16 protein-coding genes are annotated in these 18945 nt (G+C 66.1%); 10 read left to right on the forward strand and 6 right to left on the reverse strand.

Annotated features, from left to right (window positions below):
- The first annotated feature begins 40 nt into the window (after positions 1 to 40).
- Together ACETK3_RS06580 and ACETK3_RS06585 are read left to right on the forward strand one after the other, a co-directional pair.
- A complete protein-coding gene (locus ACETK3_RS06580; protein ID WP_237429906.1) occupies positions 41 to 1054 on the forward strand; it encodes a Gfo/Idh/MocA family protein in 1014 nt (337 codons plus the stop codon).
- Positions 1055 to 1289: 235 nt separating this feature from the next.
- On the forward strand, positions 1290 to 2726 hold the full coding sequence (locus tag ACETK3_RS06585; RefSeq protein WP_373462188.1) for a sugar porter family MFS transporter: 1437 nt from the start codon (positions 1290 to 1292) through the stop codon (positions 2724 to 2726).
- A gap of 92 nt (positions 2727 to 2818) precedes the next feature.
- Here ACETK3_RS06585 and ACETK3_RS06590 read toward each other — a convergent pair whose 3' ends face one another.
- Positions 2819 to 3268, reverse strand: a complete 450-nt coding sequence (locus tag ACETK3_RS06590; RefSeq protein WP_236801223.1) for a MarR family winged helix-turn-helix transcriptional regulator — start codon at positions 3266 to 3268, stop codon at positions 2819 to 2821.
- A gap of 168 nt (positions 3269 to 3436) precedes the next feature.
- Here ACETK3_RS06590 and ACETK3_RS06595 point away from each other — a divergent pair, with 168 nt between their 5' ends.
- Positions 3437 to 4645: an MFS transporter gene (locus tag ACETK3_RS06595; protein WP_237429908.1), complete on the forward strand. Its 1209-nt coding sequence runs from the start codon at positions 3437 to 3439 to the stop codon at positions 4643 to 4645.
- Between the two features lie 6 nt (positions 4646 to 4651).
- Here ACETK3_RS06595 and iolB read toward each other — a convergent pair whose 3' ends face one another.
- Complete coding sequence (iolB, locus tag ACETK3_RS06600) at positions 4652 to 5545, reverse strand: 5-deoxy-glucuronate isomerase (RefSeq protein WP_373992681.1); 894 nt, start codon at positions 5543 to 5545, stop codon at positions 4652 to 4654.
- Between the two features lie 17 nt (positions 5546 to 5562).
- A complete protein-coding gene (locus ACETK3_RS06605; RefSeq protein ID WP_236821354.1) occupies positions 5563 to 6303 on the reverse strand; it encodes a GntR family transcriptional regulator in 741 nt (246 codons plus the stop codon).
- A gap of 275 nt (positions 6304 to 6578) precedes the next feature.
- Between ACETK3_RS06605 and ACETK3_RS06610 the strand changes: the two genes are divergently transcribed.
- The gene (locus tag ACETK3_RS06610) at positions 6579 to 7715 is read left to right on the forward strand and encodes an LOG family protein (RefSeq protein ID WP_373992682.1); all 1137 of its coding nucleotides are present in this window, start codon (positions 6579 to 6581) and stop codon (positions 7713 to 7715) included.
- Between the two features lie 40 nt (positions 7716 to 7755).
- Here the strand turns inward: ACETK3_RS06610 and ACETK3_RS06615 are convergent, their stop codons facing one another.
- Positions 7756 to 8901 (reverse strand): VIT1/CCC1 family protein, encoded by a 1146-nt coding sequence (locus ACETK3_RS06615; protein ID WP_373992683.1) that lies wholly within the window; start codon positions 8899 to 8901, stop codon positions 7756 to 7758.
- A 265-nt stretch (positions 8902 to 9166) separates the two neighbouring features.
- On the opposite strand from ACETK3_RS06615, the gene ACETK3_RS06620 reads away from it, so the two are divergent.
- A complete protein-coding gene (locus tag ACETK3_RS06620) occupies positions 9167 to 9394 on the forward strand; it encodes a hypothetical protein (RefSeq protein ID WP_236801230.1) in 228 nt (75 codons plus the stop codon).
- A 102-nt stretch (positions 9395 to 9496) separates the two neighbouring features.
- Here ACETK3_RS06620 and ACETK3_RS06625 read toward each other — a convergent pair whose 3' ends face one another.
- Entirely contained in the window at positions 9497 to 11017 is a 1521-nt protein-coding gene (locus ACETK3_RS06625; protein WP_237429911.1) for a sodium:solute symporter, read from the reverse strand.
- 261 nt (positions 11018 to 11278) lie between these two features.
- On the opposite strand from ACETK3_RS06625, the gene ACETK3_RS06630 reads away from it, so the two are divergent.
- A complete protein-coding gene (locus ACETK3_RS06630) occupies positions 11279 to 11854 on the forward strand; it encodes a cupin domain-containing protein (RefSeq protein WP_018769601.1) in 576 nt (191 codons plus the stop codon).
- A gap of 116 nt (positions 11855 to 11970) precedes the next feature.
- On the opposite strand, the gene ACETK3_RS06635 is transcribed toward ACETK3_RS06630, so the two are convergent.
- Entirely contained in the window at positions 11971 to 12801 is an 831-nt protein-coding gene (locus tag ACETK3_RS06635) for a DUF559 domain-containing protein (RefSeq protein ID WP_237429912.1), read from the reverse strand.
- Positions 12802 to 13110: 309 nt separating this feature from the next.
- Between ACETK3_RS06635 and speB the strand changes: the two genes are divergently transcribed.
- From speB to ACETK3_RS06655, 4 genes are all read left to right on the forward strand, one after another.
- Positions 13111 to 14175, forward strand: a complete 1065-nt coding sequence (gene speB / locus ACETK3_RS06640) for an agmatinase (RefSeq protein WP_236801233.1) — start codon at positions 13111 to 13113, stop codon at positions 14173 to 14175.
- A 4-nt stretch (positions 14176 to 14179) separates the two neighbouring features.
- Complete coding sequence (locus ACETK3_RS06645) at positions 14180 to 15868, forward strand: thiamine pyrophosphate-binding protein (protein WP_237429913.1); 1689 nt, start codon at positions 14180 to 14182, stop codon at positions 15866 to 15868.
- A 146-nt stretch (positions 15869 to 16014) separates the two neighbouring features.
- Entirely contained in the window at positions 16015 to 16509 is a 495-nt protein-coding gene (locus ACETK3_RS06650; protein WP_236801235.1) for a MarR family winged helix-turn-helix transcriptional regulator, read from the forward strand.
- Entirely contained in the window at positions 16502 to 18751 is a 2250-nt protein-coding gene (locus ACETK3_RS06655) for an MDR family MFS transporter (RefSeq protein ID WP_236801236.1), read from the forward strand. The genes ACETK3_RS06650 and ACETK3_RS06655 overlap by 8 nt, the downstream gene beginning before the upstream one ends.
- Positions 18752 to 18945: the final 194 nt, after the last annotated feature.

The following is an 18945-nucleotide window of genomic DNA, read 5'->3' on the forward strand; positions in this document are numbered from 1 at the left end:
GCCAGCACGGCACCGTCCCAGAACCCAAAGGACCAGAACAATGACTGAAACCCTCCGCGTTGCCGTCATCGGCGCAGGCCGTATGGGCGCAGACCACATCCAACGCCTCAACCAGCGCATCCACGGAGCCGAAGTTGCCGCCGTCGTCGACGTCGACCTCGCCCGCGCCCAGGCCGCCGTCGAAGGCATCCCGGGCGCAGTGGCCCTGGCGGACGCCGAAGAGGCCCTCGACAATGGCGACGTCAATGCCGTCCTGATTGCCACCCCCGGCTTCCTGCACCAGGACATCCTGTTGAAGGCAATAGCCAGGGACATCCCGATCCTGTGCGAAAAGCCCCTCACGCCCGACGCCGAATCCTCCTGGAAGATTGTCGAAGCCGAGGTGGCACTGGGGCACAAGCGCATCCAGGTGGGCTTCATGCGCCGTTTCGACGCCGAATACGCCACGTTAGGCTCGATCATCCGCAACCATGAACTGGGCGAGTTGCTGATGTTGCACCACCAGCACCGCAACCCCAACACGCCCCCGGGCTTTACCAACGAGATGCTCATTAACGACTCCGTGGTCCATGAGTTTGACGCGATCCGGTACTTCACCGGCGAGGAAATCATCAGCGTCCAGGTCCGGCTGGGCAAGGCCACCCGCAATGCCCCGAACGGCCAGCACGATCCCCAGCACGTGCTGATCGAAACCGAGTCGGGTGTCCTGGCCGACGTCGAAATCTACGTCAACGCCAAGTTTGGCTACGAGGTGGCCACGCAGGCCTCCTTTGAGGACGGCATCGTGAGCATCGGCGGCGACAAGGGCCCGTACACCCGCAGCGCCGGCCGTTGGGGCGGCAACGTCACCCCGGGCTTCGAGGAACGTTTCGGCCCGGCGTACGACGTCGAAATCCAGGCATGGGTGGACGCGGCAGTCAAGGGCGACATCGGCGGCCCCTCCGCCTGGGACGGGTACGCCACCGCTGCGTGCTGCGAAGCAGGCGTCGAAGCGCAGAAGAACGGCGAAAAGGTCACCGTAAAGCTGAACCCCAAGCCCGACCTCTACAAGTAGGCCGCTATAAGTAGGCTGCGGGAAAGGGGGAGGAGTTGGCCATCCTCTGACACCCGGTCCCCGGCGACGTGGATGTGATTCCAGACGCGTTCCCTGGGAACTGGAACGAGATCGCCGTCCCGGGCGGGCAGAATACTGGGATGGTGTCCAGCGTCTGTGCCGAAAACGAGAATAGAGCCAAGGTCCTCCGCTACCAGCCGGAGGCCGGAAAATGGTGCGTCCAATGAGGACGCCCGTGACCTCGCTTCACGGTGGGACGGCAGGAAGGGAGCCGGGGAACCACAAGTGGGCACTGCGGACTGCCACCGTCACCGCCACCCTGGGCGGCCTGCTCTTCGGCTACGACACCGGCGTGATCAACGGGGCGCTGCCTTATATGCAGGAGGACCTGGGCCTGACACCACTGACCGAGGGCCTGGTCACCTCGTCCCTGTTGTTTGGTGCCGCCTTCGGCGCCCTGTTCGGCGGCCGCCTGGCGGACCGTCACGGTCGCCGTCGGATGCTCATGGTGCTGGCTCTCATCTTCCTCGCGGGCACTATGGGCTGCACCTTTGCACCCAGCACGGAAGTGATGATCGCCGCCCGGTTCATCCTGGGGCTCGCCGTGGGCGGGGCATCGGTGACTGTTCCGGTGTACCTGGCCGAGGTATCGCCCAGCAACCGGCGCGGACGCATTGTCACCCAAAACGAACTCATGATCGTTACGGGGCAGTTGCTGGCATTTATCTTCAACGCCTACCTCGGCAACTCGTTCGGTGAGTCCCACGGCGTCTGGCGCTGGATGCTGGTCATCGCCACCCTCCCGGCCGTCGCGCTGTGGATCGGGATGAATTACATGCCCGAAAGCCCCCGTTGGCTGGCTTCCATGGGCAGCTTCGAGGCGACGCTCAGCGTCCTGAAGCGCATCCGGTCACAGGCAGAGGCGCGGAGGGAGTTCGAGGAAGTCAAGGCCATGGCCGTGGAGGACTACAAGTCCAAGATGGGGTCCTGGAAGGACCTTGGCATCCCGTGGCTTCGCCGGATTTTCTTCGTGGGCCTTGGCCTGGCGGTGATCCAGCAGATCACCGGCGTGAACTCGATCATGTACTACGGGACCCAGATCCTCTCCCAGTCCGGTTTTGGCCGTGAAGCGGCGCTGACGGCCAACATCGCCAACGGTGTCATCTCAGTGGTTGCCACGTTCGTGGGAATTTGGCTGCTGGGCAAGGTGGGCCGGCGCAGGATGCTGATTACGGGCCAGGTGGGAACCACCACGGCGCTGCTGCTGATTGGCCTCTTCTCCCTGATCCTGCCGGAAGGCACAGCCCGCGGCTTCGTCATCCTGGCGCTCACCGTCACGTTCCTGGCGTTCCAGCAGGGCGCCATCTCACCGGTGACCTGGCTGATGCTCTCGGAAATATTCCCGCTGAAGATCCGTGGCCTGGGCGTGGGGGCGTCGGCCTTCCTGTTGTGGATCGTGAACTTCCTGATCGGGTTCGGCTTCCCGCAGCTGCTGGCGGCGATCGGCATCTCCAACACGTTCTTCGTGTTCGCAGTCCTCGGCGTCGCCGCCATTGCCTTCGCCGCGAAGTACGTTCCCGAGACCAAGGACAAGAGCCTCGAGGACTTGGAGCACTACTTCAAGAACGTGGCGCGCAGCAAGGCCCCAACCACCGAAGCCCAGCTCTCCTAACCCAAACGGGCACACCTGTTCCACGCCGCAACGGCCCCGCACCGCCCCCCCCGAGGGAATCCCCAGGGGCGTTTCGGCGCGTGCGGCGGGCCCTAGGTGCTGGCGTGCAACCGGGGCAGGGCATCCACCAGCGGCGCCAGTTCCGGGATGGCCATGGCCTCATCGAGGGCACGTTCCAGGGTGGCGTCGTGCACCGGCCGCGCTTCCGCGAGCAAACTGCTCCCGCTGGAAGTCAACTCGGTGTAGATCCCGCGCCGGTCGTCGTCGCACAAAATCCTGGTGAGCAGGCCGCGGTCCTCCAGCCGGTTGACCAGTCGGGTGGTGGCGCTGGGGCTTAATGCCGTGGCACGGGCCAGTTGCTGCATGCGCATGTGCCATCCATCCTGCCGGCTGAGGGCATCCAGCACCGTGTACTCCACCACTGAGAGTTTCGACTCTGCCTGCAGCGAGCGCTCCAGTTCGGTTTCAATCAGCCCGTGCAGGGCTGCAAGGGTTCGCCAGCCCTGGGCGCGGACCTCGACGGCGTCGTCCTTGATGCCCATGCTTTTACTCCTTACAAGAGGGTCGGCAACCCGACCACTAGCGGCGGTCGAAGATAGTTGCTTGCGCGGTATATTTGCATGTGCAACAATAAATACCGCGTCTGCAACTATCTTAGGCGCTATCCCGTCAAGGGAACAACCACACCTATAGCTCAAAGGAGCATTCGCATGCCTGTTGGCTTGATAGCACTCGCCCTCGGCGGGTTTGGCATTGGACTTACCGAGTTCGTCATTGCCGGGCTCCTTCCGCAGGTCGCGGCGGACTTCGGCGTCAGTGAGGCCTCGGCCGGTTGGTTCATCTCCGGCTACGCGCTGGCCGTGGTAGTGGGCGCCTTGGGTCTGACTGCTGCCGTCACGCGCTTCCAGCGTAAGCCGGTCCTGGCCGCACTGCTGGTGCTGTTTATCGCAGGAAACCTGCTCTCGGCCACTGCGGAGGGATACTGGCCCATGATGTTGGGCCGCGTCATTGCCGCCCTCTCACATGGCGCCTTCTTTGGCATCGGCGCTGTGGTGGCGGCAGGCATGGTCCCGCCCAGCAAGAAGGCCGGTGCGATCGCGCTGATGTTCACCGGCCTCACCGCGGCCAATGTCCTGGGTGTGCCGTTTGGAACGCTGCTGGGCCAGGCCGCAGGGTGGCGTGCCACGTTCTGGGCCATCACGGCAATTGGCGTGGCCGCGCTCGCCGGGATCCTGGCGCTGGTCCCCAAATCGGCAGGTGCGGCAGAGCAAGCCGGCAGCCTTCGCTCCGAACTTCGAGCCTTCCGGTCCGGTCAGGTATGGCTGTCCATCGTTGTTACCATCCTCGGTTACGGCGGCATGTTCGGCGCGTTCACCTACATCGCCTACACGCTCACGGAGGTCTCCGGCTTCGCGGTGTCAACCGTGCCGTGGCTGCTCATCGTCTTCGGGGTGGGTCTTTTCGTGGGAAACACTGTGGGCGGCAAGGCCGCAGACCGGAACGTGGACCGCACGCTCCTGGTAGTGCTCGCCGCGCTGACCGCGGTTCTCGTGGCCTTCGCCCTGGCAGCCGCCGACCCGGTCCTCACCGTCATTTCCCTGGTGCTGATGGGAGGCTTCGGCTTTGCCACCGTACCGGGCCTGCAGATGCGCGTGATGAAGTACGCCTCCGGGGCTCCCACGCTGGCCTCCGGCGCCAATATCGGTGCCTTCAATGTGGGCAACGCCCTGGGCGCCTGGCTGGGCGGCGTCACCATCACCGCCGGGCTCGGCTACACCTCGCCCATCTGGGCCGGCGCAGTGATTACCTTTGCGGGCCTTGCCGTCATGGCCTTCGCTGCGGCCGGCGCCAAGCGGAGCGAGAAGCAGCACAAGGTAGTGGCGGCATCCACTGACATGCCTGGGCTTGTCCGGTCCTAGCCAGGCTCAGGGGCGGAACGGCAGACGCGGATCGATGTCCTGGTTCTCCCAGGTTTGCCGGACCCAGCCGTGGTGCGGGTCGTCACTGATCAGCCACTCCCGCACCGGACCGGGTCCCGCCATGACGTTCAGGTAGTAAAGGTCGTATCCGGGAGCTGCCATGGCCGGGCCATGCCAGCCGTAGGGGACCAGGACGACGTCGCCGGTGCGCACCTCGGCCGTCACGTCGATGGGCCGCTCGTCGGAGGCGTAGACACGCTGGTAGCCGATTGCGTCGGTGTCGGAGGGAGCGCCTGATCCGGCCGCCACCTGCGTCTCGAAGTAATAGATCTCCTCGAGGGAGGTCTCGCCGTCCTTCTCCTCATCGTGCTTGTGGGGAGGGTAGGAGGACCAGTTGCCGGCGGGGGTGAGGACCTCGCACACGATGAAGCGGTCGGCTTCCAGCGCTGCCGGCGTGCCGAAATTGTGGACCTGGCGCGAGCAGTTGCCGGCGCCGCGCAGTTCGACGGGGGTTTCGGCTGCAGATACCAGTCGGGTGGGATAGGACGCCTTGGCCGGCGCGGTGGCCACGGCAACCCTGCCGCCGTCGGAGGAGTTGATGCTTACCGCACGTCCGGTGCCCGAGTAGAGCACGTCGCTTGGGCCTGCGAAGACCGACGCCCGGCCTGCCAGCGGGTAGTCCCTGCCGTCAACGCTAACCGTGAAGGACCCGGTAAGGGGCACCACGATGCGTTCCTCGTCTGCGGCGGGAAGTTCGACGGCGGCGCCCGCGGCCAGGGTGGCCACCTTCAGTCCGGTGTGTGCCCAGCCGTTCACGGTAAGGGAGGAATCGGGGGTTCCGATCGAAATGTCCCATTTGCCATGGCCGGCAGTGCCCAGGGGGTAGACCCAGTTGGTCATGGAGTTGGCTCCTTGGATTAGCGCTGGACGAGTGTCATTTCGAAGCTGTAGGAATCGGCGCGGTACACGTGGTGGCCCGTTTCAACCCTGCGGCCGGTATCGTCCACGGCGGTGCGCTCCATCGTGACCAGCGCAGACCCGGCCGCGGTGTCCAGCATGGAGGCCTGGTAATCATCGGCGGTTTTGGCGCCGATACGCTGCGTTGCCAGCCGGAAGTTCACACCGCCGCGGCGCAGGATGGAGTAGAGCCCCTCGGCCCGCAGCATGGCCTCATCTATGTCAGCGATATCGTCGCGCACCCAGTTCTCCATGAGGGCCAGCGGCTTGCCGCCCACTTTACGGAGCCGGGTGAAGTGGTACACCTTGGAGCCTGCCGGCAGCTGCAGCGTGGCGATGGTGGCGTCATCCGCCTCCACATGCGAGAAACTCAGGACGTCGGTGGTGGGCTTCTTGCCGTTGTTGGTGAGGTCGTCATAGAGGCTGGAGAGTTCCAGCGGGCGGCGGACCTGGCTGGAGACCACCTGGGTTCCTACACCGCGCTTGCGCACCAGGAGGCCGGAACGGACCAGTTCGTCCATGGCCTTGCGCATGGTGGGCCGGGACAGGTTGAGCTGGGCCGCCAGGTCGATTTCGTTGTCCAGTCGGCTGCCGGGTTCCAGTGCGCCGCTGTAGATGGCCGCTTCAATACCCTGGACCACCTGGTGGTACAGGGGCACGGGGGAGGAGCGGTCGATGGTGAGTCCCAGATTGTTCGCCACGATGCGTCCCTTGTGTCGGTTGGATGCAGCGCCGCCCGGTCGGGACAGGCGCGCTGGGGGCACTTTGCCGCCATATGTTCTCTTGATAGGACATAGACCCTTCTCGATCGTAGCAGTCGCACCGGGACGGTCAAGGGTGCTCCACGGCTGCTGTGATACAGGGGCGGAGGGTTGTCCTGTTGTAGGGACGCATGGGAGAAGGACGCCTCCTCCCGCCCCGCGTTTGCGTTGGGTGGCTAGGCTGGCTCCATGATGTGGGCCGCAGGACAACAATCATGAATTTTGCCGGTAGCCTTGGTCCCCGCCCGCGCACCCTCGAGGTCCAGGACTTGGCCAGCTTCGACCGCCTGGTGGCCGGCGGCGCCGTCAACCTGCACGGCTGGCATGCGCAGTCGCTGGACCTGCGGGGCCGGTCGGCAGCACTGAAAAGCGTGACCGTCGAGGGTGCGATGTTCCTGGGCTGCCTCTTCGATGACGGCATGGAGGGCTACCTCCGGAGCCGCGGAGCCCTGATCTTCCCCAGGCTGGAAGGTGTCCCGTTCGATCCCTACCGGGCGGCCCTGTATTCCCCGGCTGAGCTGTACGCCGGACTGGCCACGTCCCCGTATGAGGAGGTGCCGGACGCGCGCATCTACCACTGGAGCATCCAGCCGGGCCAGCGGCACCGGGTTGATTCAACCCTGGCCTCTGCCCTGCATGACCATGCCATCGGGGATGCGCTGGACGAGCTGACCCGCTCCGGGACCTGGACCCGACGGTCCATCGTCGGCGTCATGGGCGGCCACGCGGCGCCGCGCGGCAGTCGGGAGTTCGCGGAGGCGGCGCGGCTGGGGAGGCTGCTGGCCCTCGACGGCCATTCGGTGGCTACCGGCGGTGGGCCGGGTGCCATGGAGGCGGCGAACCTGGGCGCCTACCTGAGCCAGGCGTCCGACGGCGACGTGCAGGCAGCGCTGGCCACGCTCGCCGTTGTTCCCGGGTTCCGCCCCTCGGTGTCGGCGTGGGCACGTGCGGCCGCCGCCGTCGTCGAACGCCATCCGGACGGGACGCCCTCGCTTGGCATCCCCACCTGGTTCTACGGGCACGAGCCGCCCAACTACTTTGCCACGCACATCGCCAAATACTTTGCCAACGCCATCCGGGAGGCAATCCTGCTGGAACTGTGCCACGGCGGGATTGTCTTCCTGCCCGGCGCCGCCGGCACAGTGCAGGAGATCTTCCAGGACGCCTGCGAGAACTACTACGGCGCCCGCGAAAAGGTGGCGCCCATGGTGCTGGTGGGGCGGCGCCATTGGGAGCAGGAATACCCGGCCTGGCCCATGCTGCGCAGCCTCGCGGCCGGCCGGGCCATGGCGGATTACATTTTCCTGGTGGACACGGTGGACGAAGCAGTGGAGGTCCTCCGGGAACGCTGAACGTTGCCGAAGGACCTCCATGAAAAGCCGCTGCTGGCTGCTAGCCCACCGCCGTGCCGAACAGCATGCCCAGCAGGTACGTGATGGCGGCCGCGCCCAGGCCGATGGCCAGCTGCCGCAGCCCGCGGGTCAGCGGGGACGTGCCGGACAGCAGGCCGACGGCGGCGCCGGTCGCCAGGAGGGAAATGCCCACCAGGGCCCCTGCCACGACGAGGGCTGCGACGCCGGTCATGCCAAACACGAAGGGCAGGATGGGGATGACCGCGCCGGAGGCGAAGAAGCAGAAACTGGACAATGCGGCTCCCCACGCCGTGCCCACTGCCTCGTGCCGGTCGTCTTCCTCCGCGAGCTCCGGCTGCAGGGACAGGCTGGGATCGCAGTCGCAGGACAACTGGCCCGTGCGCTCGGCAACCCGGTGTTCCGCCGCTTCCCGGGACATCCCGCGGGCCAGGTACACCAGGAGCAGTTCGTTGTTCTCGAGGTCCAGTTTGGGCGCCGCCGCCAGGGTGATCTGCGTTGGACGGGTGGCGGCCAGCAATTCGCGCTGGGACCGGACGGAGATGAATTCACCTGCGCCCATGGACATGGCGCCGGCCAGGAGCCCGGCGATGCCGCTGAGCAGCACCACGCTGCTGGCCACACCGGATGCGGCCATGCCCATCACCAGGGACAAATTGCTGACCAAACCGTCATTGGCCCCGAAGACGGCCGCGCGGAACGTACCGGCCAGGCGGTTGCGGCCGCGCGTTGCCAGGCCTCGGACCACTTCCTCATGGATCTGCTCATCGGCGGCCATGGCCGGGGTGGCGTTGGGGTCCTTGGCGTAAGGGGAGCGGCCCTCGGCGCGCTGGGCTAGGGCCAGCACGAACACGGAGCCGAAGTGCCGGGCCAGGAACCCAAGGAACCGGCTTCGTGTGGAGGCCCTCCTGGGTTTGCCGGCGTGCTTACCGAGCAGTGCCAGCCAGTGTGCCTCGTGCCGGCCTTCTGCCTCGGCCAGGGCCAGGAGGATGGCGCGCTCTTCCCCCTCGCGGTTCTGGGCCAGGTCACGGTAGACGGCGGCTTCGGCGCGCTCATCGGCCAGGTACTGGCGCCACCGCTTGATGTTCGACGGCGAGGGCTGGGGTTGCACGGTGTGCGGGGCCTCCTGGGGTATGGCATGCGGATTGGATTGGGCGTGCTGCGACACTGATACTCCTGGGCTGGAAAGGGCATGTTTTCGCGCCTTTGCCCTGCCAGCCTACTGCGGATTTCCGCGGTTTTTTGGCTGGCAAACCTCGCTGCAAAGTTTCGGTTTGCCTTAAACCAAGGGCCCCTGGCGCTTGCGTTCCCGGCCTTCTTCCCGGGCTCCGGCGGCTATTGACCCGTCCGCCCGGCCGGTGCTGTGATGAAGGTGTGGCGCAGGCTGCGCCCTCCCGAAAGAGCACGTCAGGCGAACCTACGGAGGTTGAATCATGAGCACCACCGGACAGCACCCGGACATGCCGCACCTGGACGCCGTGGAAGCGGACCCCGCTTACGATTACGCCGAGGATGCACCGGTAGACGATGCGGACTGGGACGCGGAGGACGCGTTGATTGATGAGGAGGAGCCGGTGGTCCAGTCGCCGCCGGTGGTCATCGATGCCGAGGACCGCGAGGTCCCGCTGGATGACGACGAGCCCCGCGACACTGAGAGCTAGGACATAGGGGAGTAGGACTTACGACGGCGGCACCTCCTTTCGCGGTAAAGCGAAAGGAGGTGCCGCCGTCGTGCGTTATATCTTTGCCGGGGATTCTATTTGTCAGCGGCCGGCGAGGACTTCCTCCGGGGCGTCCTCGGGTTCCTGCCCGGAAACCCGGCGCTGCCACGCCTGCATAACTGCGGGGTCCGTGGGCCGGGTGAGCAGTGACGCCGCAATGTAGACAACGGCGGAGGCAATCAGGCCGTAGTAGATGGGCTCGTTGGCGTAAATTCCGTCCAGGGGCGCCTTGGCGTTGATTTCGAGGATGATCATGGTGCCCAGGGTCACGACGGAGCCGACGGCCATGGAGGCCGCGGCGGCCAGGCCGGTGCCGCGCTTCCACACGAGTCCGCCCAGGATGGCCACCAGGAGCCCGCCCACCAGGATGTCGTAGGCGATGGTCAGGGCCGCCACCACGTCCTTGGTGATGATGGCGATGACGATGGCCACAATGCCCAGGGCAAGAACCCAGATGCGGTTGGCCTTGACGTCATGCTCCGGGTTCTCGGTGTCCCCGGTGTTGACCGTCTTGCCGAACCAGCCGGCTACGAACGGCAGGACGTCGGCGCGGGCAACGGTGGCAGCGGCAATGAGGGCGCCGGAAGCGGTGGACATCATGGCGGCGACGGCGGCTGCCAGGACCAGCCCGCCGATGCCGACCGGGAGCAGGTTCTGGGCTACCTCTGCGTAAACGTCGTCCTTGGCGGCGATCTTGACGTTGGACAGGGCCACGCTGGCGGCCATGCCGATCAGGGCCCCGGCCACGCCGTAGAGGATGCAGTAGATGCCGGCCGTGGCGCCGCCCCACCGGGCCACCTTGGGCGTCTTGGCGGTGAACACGCGCTGCCAGATGTCCTGGCCGATCAGCAGGCCAAGGGTGTAGACCACGAAGTAGGTGATGATCGTCTGGACGCCGATGCCGTCCATCTGGAAGAAGCTGGCGTCCACACGGCTGCGGATCCCGTCCAGGCCACCGGCGGCGTTCAGGGTGAACGGGAGCATGAGGAAGAAGATGCCCACGGTCTTGATGACGAACTGCACCTGGTCCGCCAAGGTGATGGACCACATGCCGCCGATGGTGGAGTACACCAGCACGATGGCGCCGCCGATGGCGATGGCCAGCGCCCGATCCAGGCCGAACAGCACCACGAAGATGGTGGCGTAGGCGCCGGTGGAGGTGGCGCAAAGCATCAGCGTGTAGGCCAGCATGACGATGCCCGAGGCTTCGGTTGCCCTGCTCCCGTAGCGGAGGGAGAGCATCTGGGACACCGTGTAGATCTTCAGCTTCTGGATGGTGCCAGCGAAGAGGAGGCTCAGCAGCAGGACGCCCGCGCCAATGGCCACCACCAGCCACATGCCGGAGATGCCGAACTTGTAGCCGAGCCCCACGCCGCCAACGGTGGAGGCTCCGCCGAGGACGACGGCGGCCATGGTTCCGGTGTAGAGGAACGGGCCAAGGCGGCGGCCTGCCACCAGGAAGTCACTGTTGTTTTTGGTACGGGACTTGCCCCACCAGCCGAAGGCCAGCATTGCGAGAAGGTACACCACCACGATGGCGATGTTGATGGCACGTGCATCCATAGATGGCTCCTTGGAGCAGTTGGGCGCCGGGTGTGGGACCGGGGGCGACGGCGCCCGGAACCGCCGCGGACGAACGGAAACGGCTCCTGGAATTGCCCTATAGGCAACAGGAGTTTCCACAGACTAGAGTGTGACGGCTGCAACAGTCAAGGGGCGCCAGTGGCTGGGGATTGCCCGTGTGGCATCCGCGCGTCACATAAGCGGCGGCCATTAGTATGGCTCGAGAGTGGAGCCGGGCTGCCGGCCATGAAAGGTTCGTAGATGAAGGCACTGCCAGTTGAGCCCAGCAACGTCCCGGTTGCCATCGGCTCCAGGATCCGGGCCGCCCGGCAGTCCCAGCGGCTCACCATCGAGCAGGTAGCCGACGCCACCGGGCTGACCAAGGGTTTCCTGAGCCGGGTGGAGCGGGACCTGACCTCGCCCTCCGTTGCTTCCCTGGTGACGCTGTGCCAAGTGCTGTCCATTTCCATTGGCGACCTCTTTGCCGCGCCTGAAACCCACCTGACCAAGCGGAACGACGGCCCGCGGATTTCGCTGGGCGGCCAGGGCATCGTGGAACGCCTCCTGACTGCCCGCTCGGAACGCCGGGTCCAGATCATCCAGGCCGTCATCGAACCGCACGGCCGTGGCGAGTCCGAGCTCTACGCCGTGGACTGCGACGTGGATGTGCTGCACGTGATCAAGGGGTCCATCAAGTTGATCCTGACCAACGAGGAATACGACCTCAGCACCGGCGACACGGTTACCTTCCCCGGCCGCGAACCCCACACCTGGGTCAACCCCACGGATAAGCCGGTCGAGGTGCTCTGGGTCCTGGTCCCCGCGGCCAGCCGCTGATCTCTGTGCACTCCTGCCCGGTTGCCGCCGTGCCTCCGCAGTAGTGCTGCCCGGTTTCTGCGGAATGCCCTGATGCGCAGGGCCATGGGGCGGGGTAACTGGGCTGGACTGCCCCCTTATCGGCGCGGGCTCCGCTGGCCTCCCGCCAGTACCGTCCTGATTTCCCTGACGACCGAGCCGGGATCAAACCAGATGTGCTCCGGCATGAAGCGAAGGACGGCGTAACCGCTGACGGCTGCGGCATTATTGCGCTTCCGGTCCCGAAGCATATCGGTGCGTTTGGAGTGGAAGGCAAAGCCGTCAATCTCCACAATCAGAAACCCTGCGATCAGGAAGTCCACGCGACCGATCCCCGGGAGGAAGACCTGTGGTTCGTAGTCGATGCCCTGGCTGCGGAACAGGTGTTGGGCATCGACCTCAACAATGGATTCTGCCCGCAGATCCAGCCCGCGCAGGATGCGGCGGGCGGTTCCGGAGCGGTCTGCCTGCAGCTGGGACGCCAGCAGTTCGCGGGGCACTCCGTGCAGCCTGATCGCTGAGGTTGCCAGCGCGGTGGACGCCGGTGGCGCCAGGCACGTCAGGGCATGCAGGGCTACGTCCTCGATGGCTGCAACGGGGAGTAAACGGTTGCCCTGGAACCTGACCGTGCGATGCCGGATGAAGCCGCTGCCGTGTCCGTGATTGCACGCCAGATGCGGGCGTTCGGGTGGGTTGCGCAGCCACAGGCCGTAATGGGCGGCGGCGCTGGCACAGCTCAGCCTGGCATTGTGCATGACGGCCACCAGGAGATGGGGGTCGCAGCCCGGCAGGGCGAATACGCCCCTCTTGGGCTGGGCAACGCCGAGATCATTGAGTTTCAGCAGGTCCCGGCGCGGGAATCCTGCCGCCAGGAATTGGCCGGACCTGGCCACACCGCCGCACTTGTGCAGGTATTCGATGATGTCCACCAGGCTATTTGAGGCGCGTGGGAGGACATCTGGAACCCGCCGCCGTCCCTATGTGGGCAACCCCGTGCGGTGCCGGGTGCGTTCCCGCCCACTTACTTTCTCCGCCTGCCTGGCTCCAGCGTCGGACGTGCTGGAAACTCGCGGAGCGCGAATTCCAAGGTGGCGCGGCGCCGGAAGCAACTGGGGAGGAAGGTACGATCGGAACCTCTTCGCGCCGCCAGGAGGTAAACACCTGATGCTCACAGGGAAACAGGGGTGTATGATGGCAGTCACACCAGTCCCCTCAACTCCTCGAAGGAGAGGCCTCCATTGGAAGAGCTGCGCATTGAAGCCAACGGCAACCTTGGCCCCATCGATTCATCCCGGATTCCCCGCTACGCCGGAGCTGCCACGTATGCCCGCCTTCCGCGCCTGGACCAGGTGGACAAAGCCGACGTCACGGTAGTGGGCGTCCCCTTTGACTCAGGCGTTTCCTACCGTCCGGGAGCCCGCTTCGGCGCCAATCATGTCCGCGAGGCGAGCCGCCTGCTGCGTCCCTACAACCCCGCCTGGGATGTGAGCCCGTTCGAAAACATCCAGGTGGCCGATGCCGGGGATATGGCGGTCAACCCGTTCAACATCAACGACGCCATCGAGACCATCCAGCAGAACGCGCTGGACCTGACCGCCGCGGGGAGCAAGCTGCTGACCCTGGGCGGGGACCACACCATCGCCCTGCCGCTGCTGCGCGCCGCCGCCGAGCGTGCGGGTGGACCCATTGCCATGCTCCACTTTGATGCCCACCTGGACACCTGGGACACCTACTTCGGCGCCGAATACACGCACGGCACGCCGTTCCGCCGGGCGGTGGAGGAAGGCATCCTGGACACCGAGGCCATCAGCCACATCGGCACCCGCGGCCCGCTTTATGGCAAAAAGGACCTCGACGACGACCACCGCTTTGGGTTCGGCATCGTCACCTCCGCGGACGTCTACTACCAGGGCGTACTGGAGACGGTGGCCAAGGTCCGGGACCGGATCGGCAACCGCCCGCTCTATATCTCCGTGGACATCGACGTCCTGGACCCCGCCCACGCTCCGGGTACCGGCACTCCCGAGGCCGGCGGCATCACCAGCCGCGAACTCCTGGAGATCATCCGGGGCTTCCGCGGCATGAACCTGGTGGGTGCCGACGTCGTCGAAGTCTCTCCTGCCTATGACCACGCGGAGATCACCGGCGTTGCCGCCAGCCACGTCGCCTACGAACTGGTGACCCTCATGGCGGACAACGCCGCTCCCGGAAGCCGTATTGGCGCGGAAAACGGATACGCGGCGCAGGCTCTTGGCCAGGAAGCCCGCCGCCCCGCCGGCTTCGCGGCCGCCACCAAGGAGTAGGGCCGTGACGGCATGGGACGGGCCCGCCCCGGCACAGGGGAGCGGCGTCCGCAATGGCGGGGACCTCGTCGTCGAGACCCTCGAAGCGCTGGGAGCCAAGACGGTCTTCGGCATCCCGGGCCAACACGCCCTGGGCCTTTTCGACGCCATGGGCCGCGGCAACCTGCATTTCGTCTCCTCCCGGGTGGAAAACAACAGTGCCTTTGCCGCAGACGGGTACTCCCGCGCCACCGGCGAAGTGGGCGTGCTGTTCCTCTCCACCGGCCCCGGCGCGCTGACCTCGCTCGCCGGCCTGCAGGAGGCCTACGCCACGGGTGTGCCCATGGTGGTGGTGGCCAGCCAGATTCCTTTGGAGGGCCTGGGCGCGCGGCGCAAGGGCATGCTGCACCAGCTGGACGACCAGAAAGCCTCCGCGGCAAACGTCACCAAGAGCCAGCGGCTCATCCAGCACGCATCCGGCATCCCCTCCGCGATCCAGGACGCCTGGACCGAGGCCATCTCCTCGCCCCAGGGGCCGGTGTGGCTGGAGATCCCCCAGAATGTGCTCCTGGATCCGATCATGGTTCCGCCGGTGGAGGATGCCCTTGCCGAAGCGGCGGACAACCCGCCCCGCATCGAACTGGTGCGCGAGGCCGTGAAGTGGCTGGAAGCAGCAAAACGCCCGGCCATCATCGCCGGCGGCGGGACCCGCCGCGGGAGGGCGGAGAAGTCGCTGCTCTCGATCGCAGAGAAGCTGCGCGCACCGGTCATCTGCACCCCAGGCGGCAACGGCGCTTTCCCTTGGAACCATGAGCTGTCCCTGCAATCCTGGATTGAGGACCGCTACATGACCGACGTCCTGGAGGACGCCGATGTCCTGGTGGTGATCGGCTCGTCCCTTGGCGAGGTCACCTCCAACTACTTCACCTTCGAGCCCCGGGGCAGGATCATCCAGATCGACGCTGAGCCCCGCGTGCTGGAGTCCAACAGGCCGGGGCTGGGTATTCGGGCCGACGCCGGCCAGGCGCTCGCGGCCCTCGATGAGGCGCTGCAGCCCGGAGGGACTGCAGTGCCGGACTGGCATGGCAGTACCCCGGAAGAACTAATCAGGGAATCCCTCGCTAAGGTCCGCGCACGGCTGGAATCGCAGGACCTGGCCAAGGAACTGAAGTTCATGGCCGATATCCGTGAGGCCGTTCCGGCGGACATGCAGACCTTCTGGGACATGACCATCGCCGCGTACTGGGGCTGGTCCTGCTGGGACGCGCGGCAGGGGCAGTTCCATTCCGCGCAGGGTGCCGGCGGGCTGGGCTTCGCGTTCCCCGGTGCCATTGGCGCGGCCGTGGGGCTGGAAACACTGGGCAAGCCAGCACGGGTGCTTGCCGTCTCCGGGGACGGTTCGTCCATGTATTCCATCGCGGAACTGGCGACGGCAAGGCAGCACAATGCCCCGGTCACCTGGCTGATAGTGGACGACGGCGGCTACGGCATCCTGCGCGAGTACATGGTGGGCGCGTTCGGCAAAGCCACTGCCACCGAACTCGCCCGGCCGGACTTCGTGAAGCTCGCTGAATCCTTTGGCGTGCCGGCCACGCGGGTGGCGCCGGAGGGTGTAGGGGACGCGCTGAAGGCGGGATTCGCTGCCGACGGGCCCAACGTCGTCGTGGTTGAAACCCTGCTGAAGATGTTTGGTCCCACCCACCTGGGCGGCTGACCGCAACCCTTTCGTACTGGAGCTCCCCCACTTCCTGCTGGAAGTGGGGGAGTTTCTGCTTCTACCTGCCTCCTGACAAGTTCGTTTCCCTAAGCAACCTTTTCCTGATACAGTTGCTTGCAGCAACTAATCCTTTAGGGAGGATCATGTCTGTCGCACCGGCCACTGCAGCCGACCTTGTCAGCCACATCTATGACCTGCAGCGCGCGCTGCGCTGCGTCACTATGATCAACGCCAAAGGCCAGGACACCGGCATCGCCCTCCAGGGCGTGCTCAGGTTCATCGGCGAAGGGGAGACCCGGGCCGCGCACCTTGCAGAGCGCCTGGGGGTCAGTGCGCCGGTGCTCAGCCGGCACGTTGCCGAGCTGGCGGATGCGGGCCTGGTGGTCCGCACCCCGGATCCGGAGGATGGCCGGGCACAGCTGCTGGCACTCTCCCCGCAGGGGAAAGCGAAGCTGGCAGAGCTGGTGCAGCACCGGGCGGAGACGCTGCAGGCATACCTCGCCGACTGGAACGAGGACGACGCCACTGCAACAGCCGCGATGCTGAACAAGCTCACCGCATCCCTGAAGAATTCCATCCGGGCAAGGGCGGCCGGAACCACCACTGAACATGAAAAGCAGGAGTCCATTAATGGCTAACGTCACCGCCGCCGCGGACCAGGAGCAGGAGCGCCAGCGCCAGCGGACCGCTAAACAGGAGTCGCGGCAATCCAAACGCCACGAACCCGGCGCGCCCATGAACCACCGGCAGATCATGGAGGCCCTGACCGGCCTTCTGGCTGCCTTCTTCACCGCGATCCTCAGCAGCACCATCGTGGCCAACGCGCTGCCGACCATCATGTCCGAGCTCAAGGGCACCCAGACGGACTTCGCGTGGGTCATCACGGCCGCGCTGCTGGCGAACGCCGCCACCACCCCCATCTGGGGCAAGCTCGCCGACCTCTTTGACAAGAAGGTCCTGGTCCAGCTCAGCATCGTGATCTTCGTGGCCGGCTCGGTCATGGCCGGCTTCTCCGAGAGCATCCCGTTCCTGCTCACCGCCCGTGTGATCCAGGGCATCGCCATGGGTGGCCTCACCGCCCTGGCACAGGCCATCATCGGCTCCATCATTCCGCCGCGTGAACGCGGCAAGTACTCCGGCTACATGGGCGCGGTCATGGCGGTCGGCACTGCCGGCGGCCCGCTGCTGGGCGGCTTCATCGTGGACAGCTCCCTTGGCTGGCGGTGGACCTTCTTTGTCTGCGTCCCGCTCGCCGTCGTCGCCCTGATCCTGCTCCAGGTGACGCTGAAGGTTCCGCACGTCAAGCGGCCCGCCAAGATCGACTGGCTCGGTGCCATCCTGCTCACCTCCGGCGTCAGCCTGCTCCTGATCTGGGTTTCCTTCGCCGGTAAGGCCGACTACTACGACTGGTGGTCCTGGCAGACCGCAGTGATGGTGGGCGGCGGCGTCCTCCTGCTCGCACTGCTGGTGCTGGTTGAGTCCAAGGTGTCCCAGCCGATCATCCCGCTGAAGATCATCTCCGAACGCACCACCGCCCTGGCCATCGTGGCTTCCGTTGCCGTCGGCGTGGCGATGTTCGGTTCCTCCACCTTCCTGGGCCAGTACTACCAGGTGGCTCGCGGCGCCACGCCCACCGAAGCCGGCCTGCTGACCCTGCCCATGATCGCCGGCAACCTCATCGGTTCGGTCGTCTCCGGCCAGCTGATCAGCCGCTATGGCAAGTGGAAGCGATTCCTGGTCGGCGGCACCGTCCTGCTGATCGGCGGCCTGGCACTCGCCGGCACCATGGACCACACCACCGAACTCTGGCAGACCGGCCTCTACACGGGCATTTTCGGCATCGGACTGGGCATGCTCATGCAGAACCTGGTCCTGGCCGTCCAGAACACCGTACAGGCCAAGGACATCGGCTCCGCCAGCGCCTCCGTGGCCTTCTTCCGCTCCGTGGGCGGTGCCATCGGCGTGTCCGTCCTGGGCGCGGTCATGGCCAACCACGTGAAGGACCTGGCCACGGACGGCCTCGCGAAACTCGGCATTCAGGCTTCCGGAAACAGCGGTGCAACGCTGGACCTCAAGGACCTGCCCGCCCCGATCGCTGACATCATGCGCGCCGCCTACGGTGACGCCACGGCAGGCATTTTCATGATCTCCGCCGCGGTCAGTGTGGTTGCCCTCATCGCCGTCATCTTCATCAAGGAAGTGCCGCTGCGCAAGACCGTTGACATCACCCCTGAAAAGGCGCTTGAAGCCAACGCCGCCGGTGAAGCAGGCATGACCGCGACCATGACCGGCCAGCTGCCCATGGTCTCCGCGGACGCTCCGAACGGGGATGCCCCCGCCGGTGACGCCCTCGCCGGTGACGCCCTCGCCGGGACCGGAATGGCCACGCGCAGTGCATCACGTGCCGCAGTGCCCGCTGCGGCGGCCAAGAGGTACGACGGCGGTGCTGCCGCTGCGGCAGCAGCGTCCGGCCGGGTAGCCACGGAGGACTTCGAGGAAGTCTTCGCCCGGAGCTTCAGTTCGGACGGACTGGACCTGCGGTCTGCGGATAACGCGGATAAAATCGCCGATGCCGTTGCCAGCGCCGCTGCCACCCTGCAGAAACTGCAGGAAACCCAGCACCTGCTGGCCCGCCAGCAGGTGGAACTGGGCGGCCTGGTCCTGGACATCCAGGAGCAGCTTCGCTCCCAGCAGGACGTTGCCGCCAAGCAGGCCGCCACTGCGGCGGAGCTCAGCAGGCTGCAGCGCAAGCTCCTGAAGGAACGCAAGATCCAGGCAGCAGCCGCGCTGTACCTGGCCGGGCGTGGCAAGCACAGCGCCGCCACCCCGCCGGATGCGCCGTCTGCCGGTGCCGGTTCTGAGCCGGGCCAAGGACAGTAAGGCCAGGACAGCAGTTCCTCCCCGCCATGGTTGGAGCCATGGCAACGCCAAAGCCGCAGCCCGCACCCGGAAGACCTCCGGGAGCGGGCGGCGGCTTTGCTGCATGTGATGTCTTCCTCTGCCTGGTGCCGCCCTCCCCGTAAACCCGGTTTCGGCCGGCTGTTCACCGGCGGAAAAGATGCCGGCGAGGGACC

The sequence above is a fragment of the Arthrobacter sp. E44 genome, assembly GCF_041877125.1.
Classification (GTDB): Bacteria; Actinomycetota; Actinomycetes; order Actinomycetales; family Micrococcaceae; genus Arthrobacter.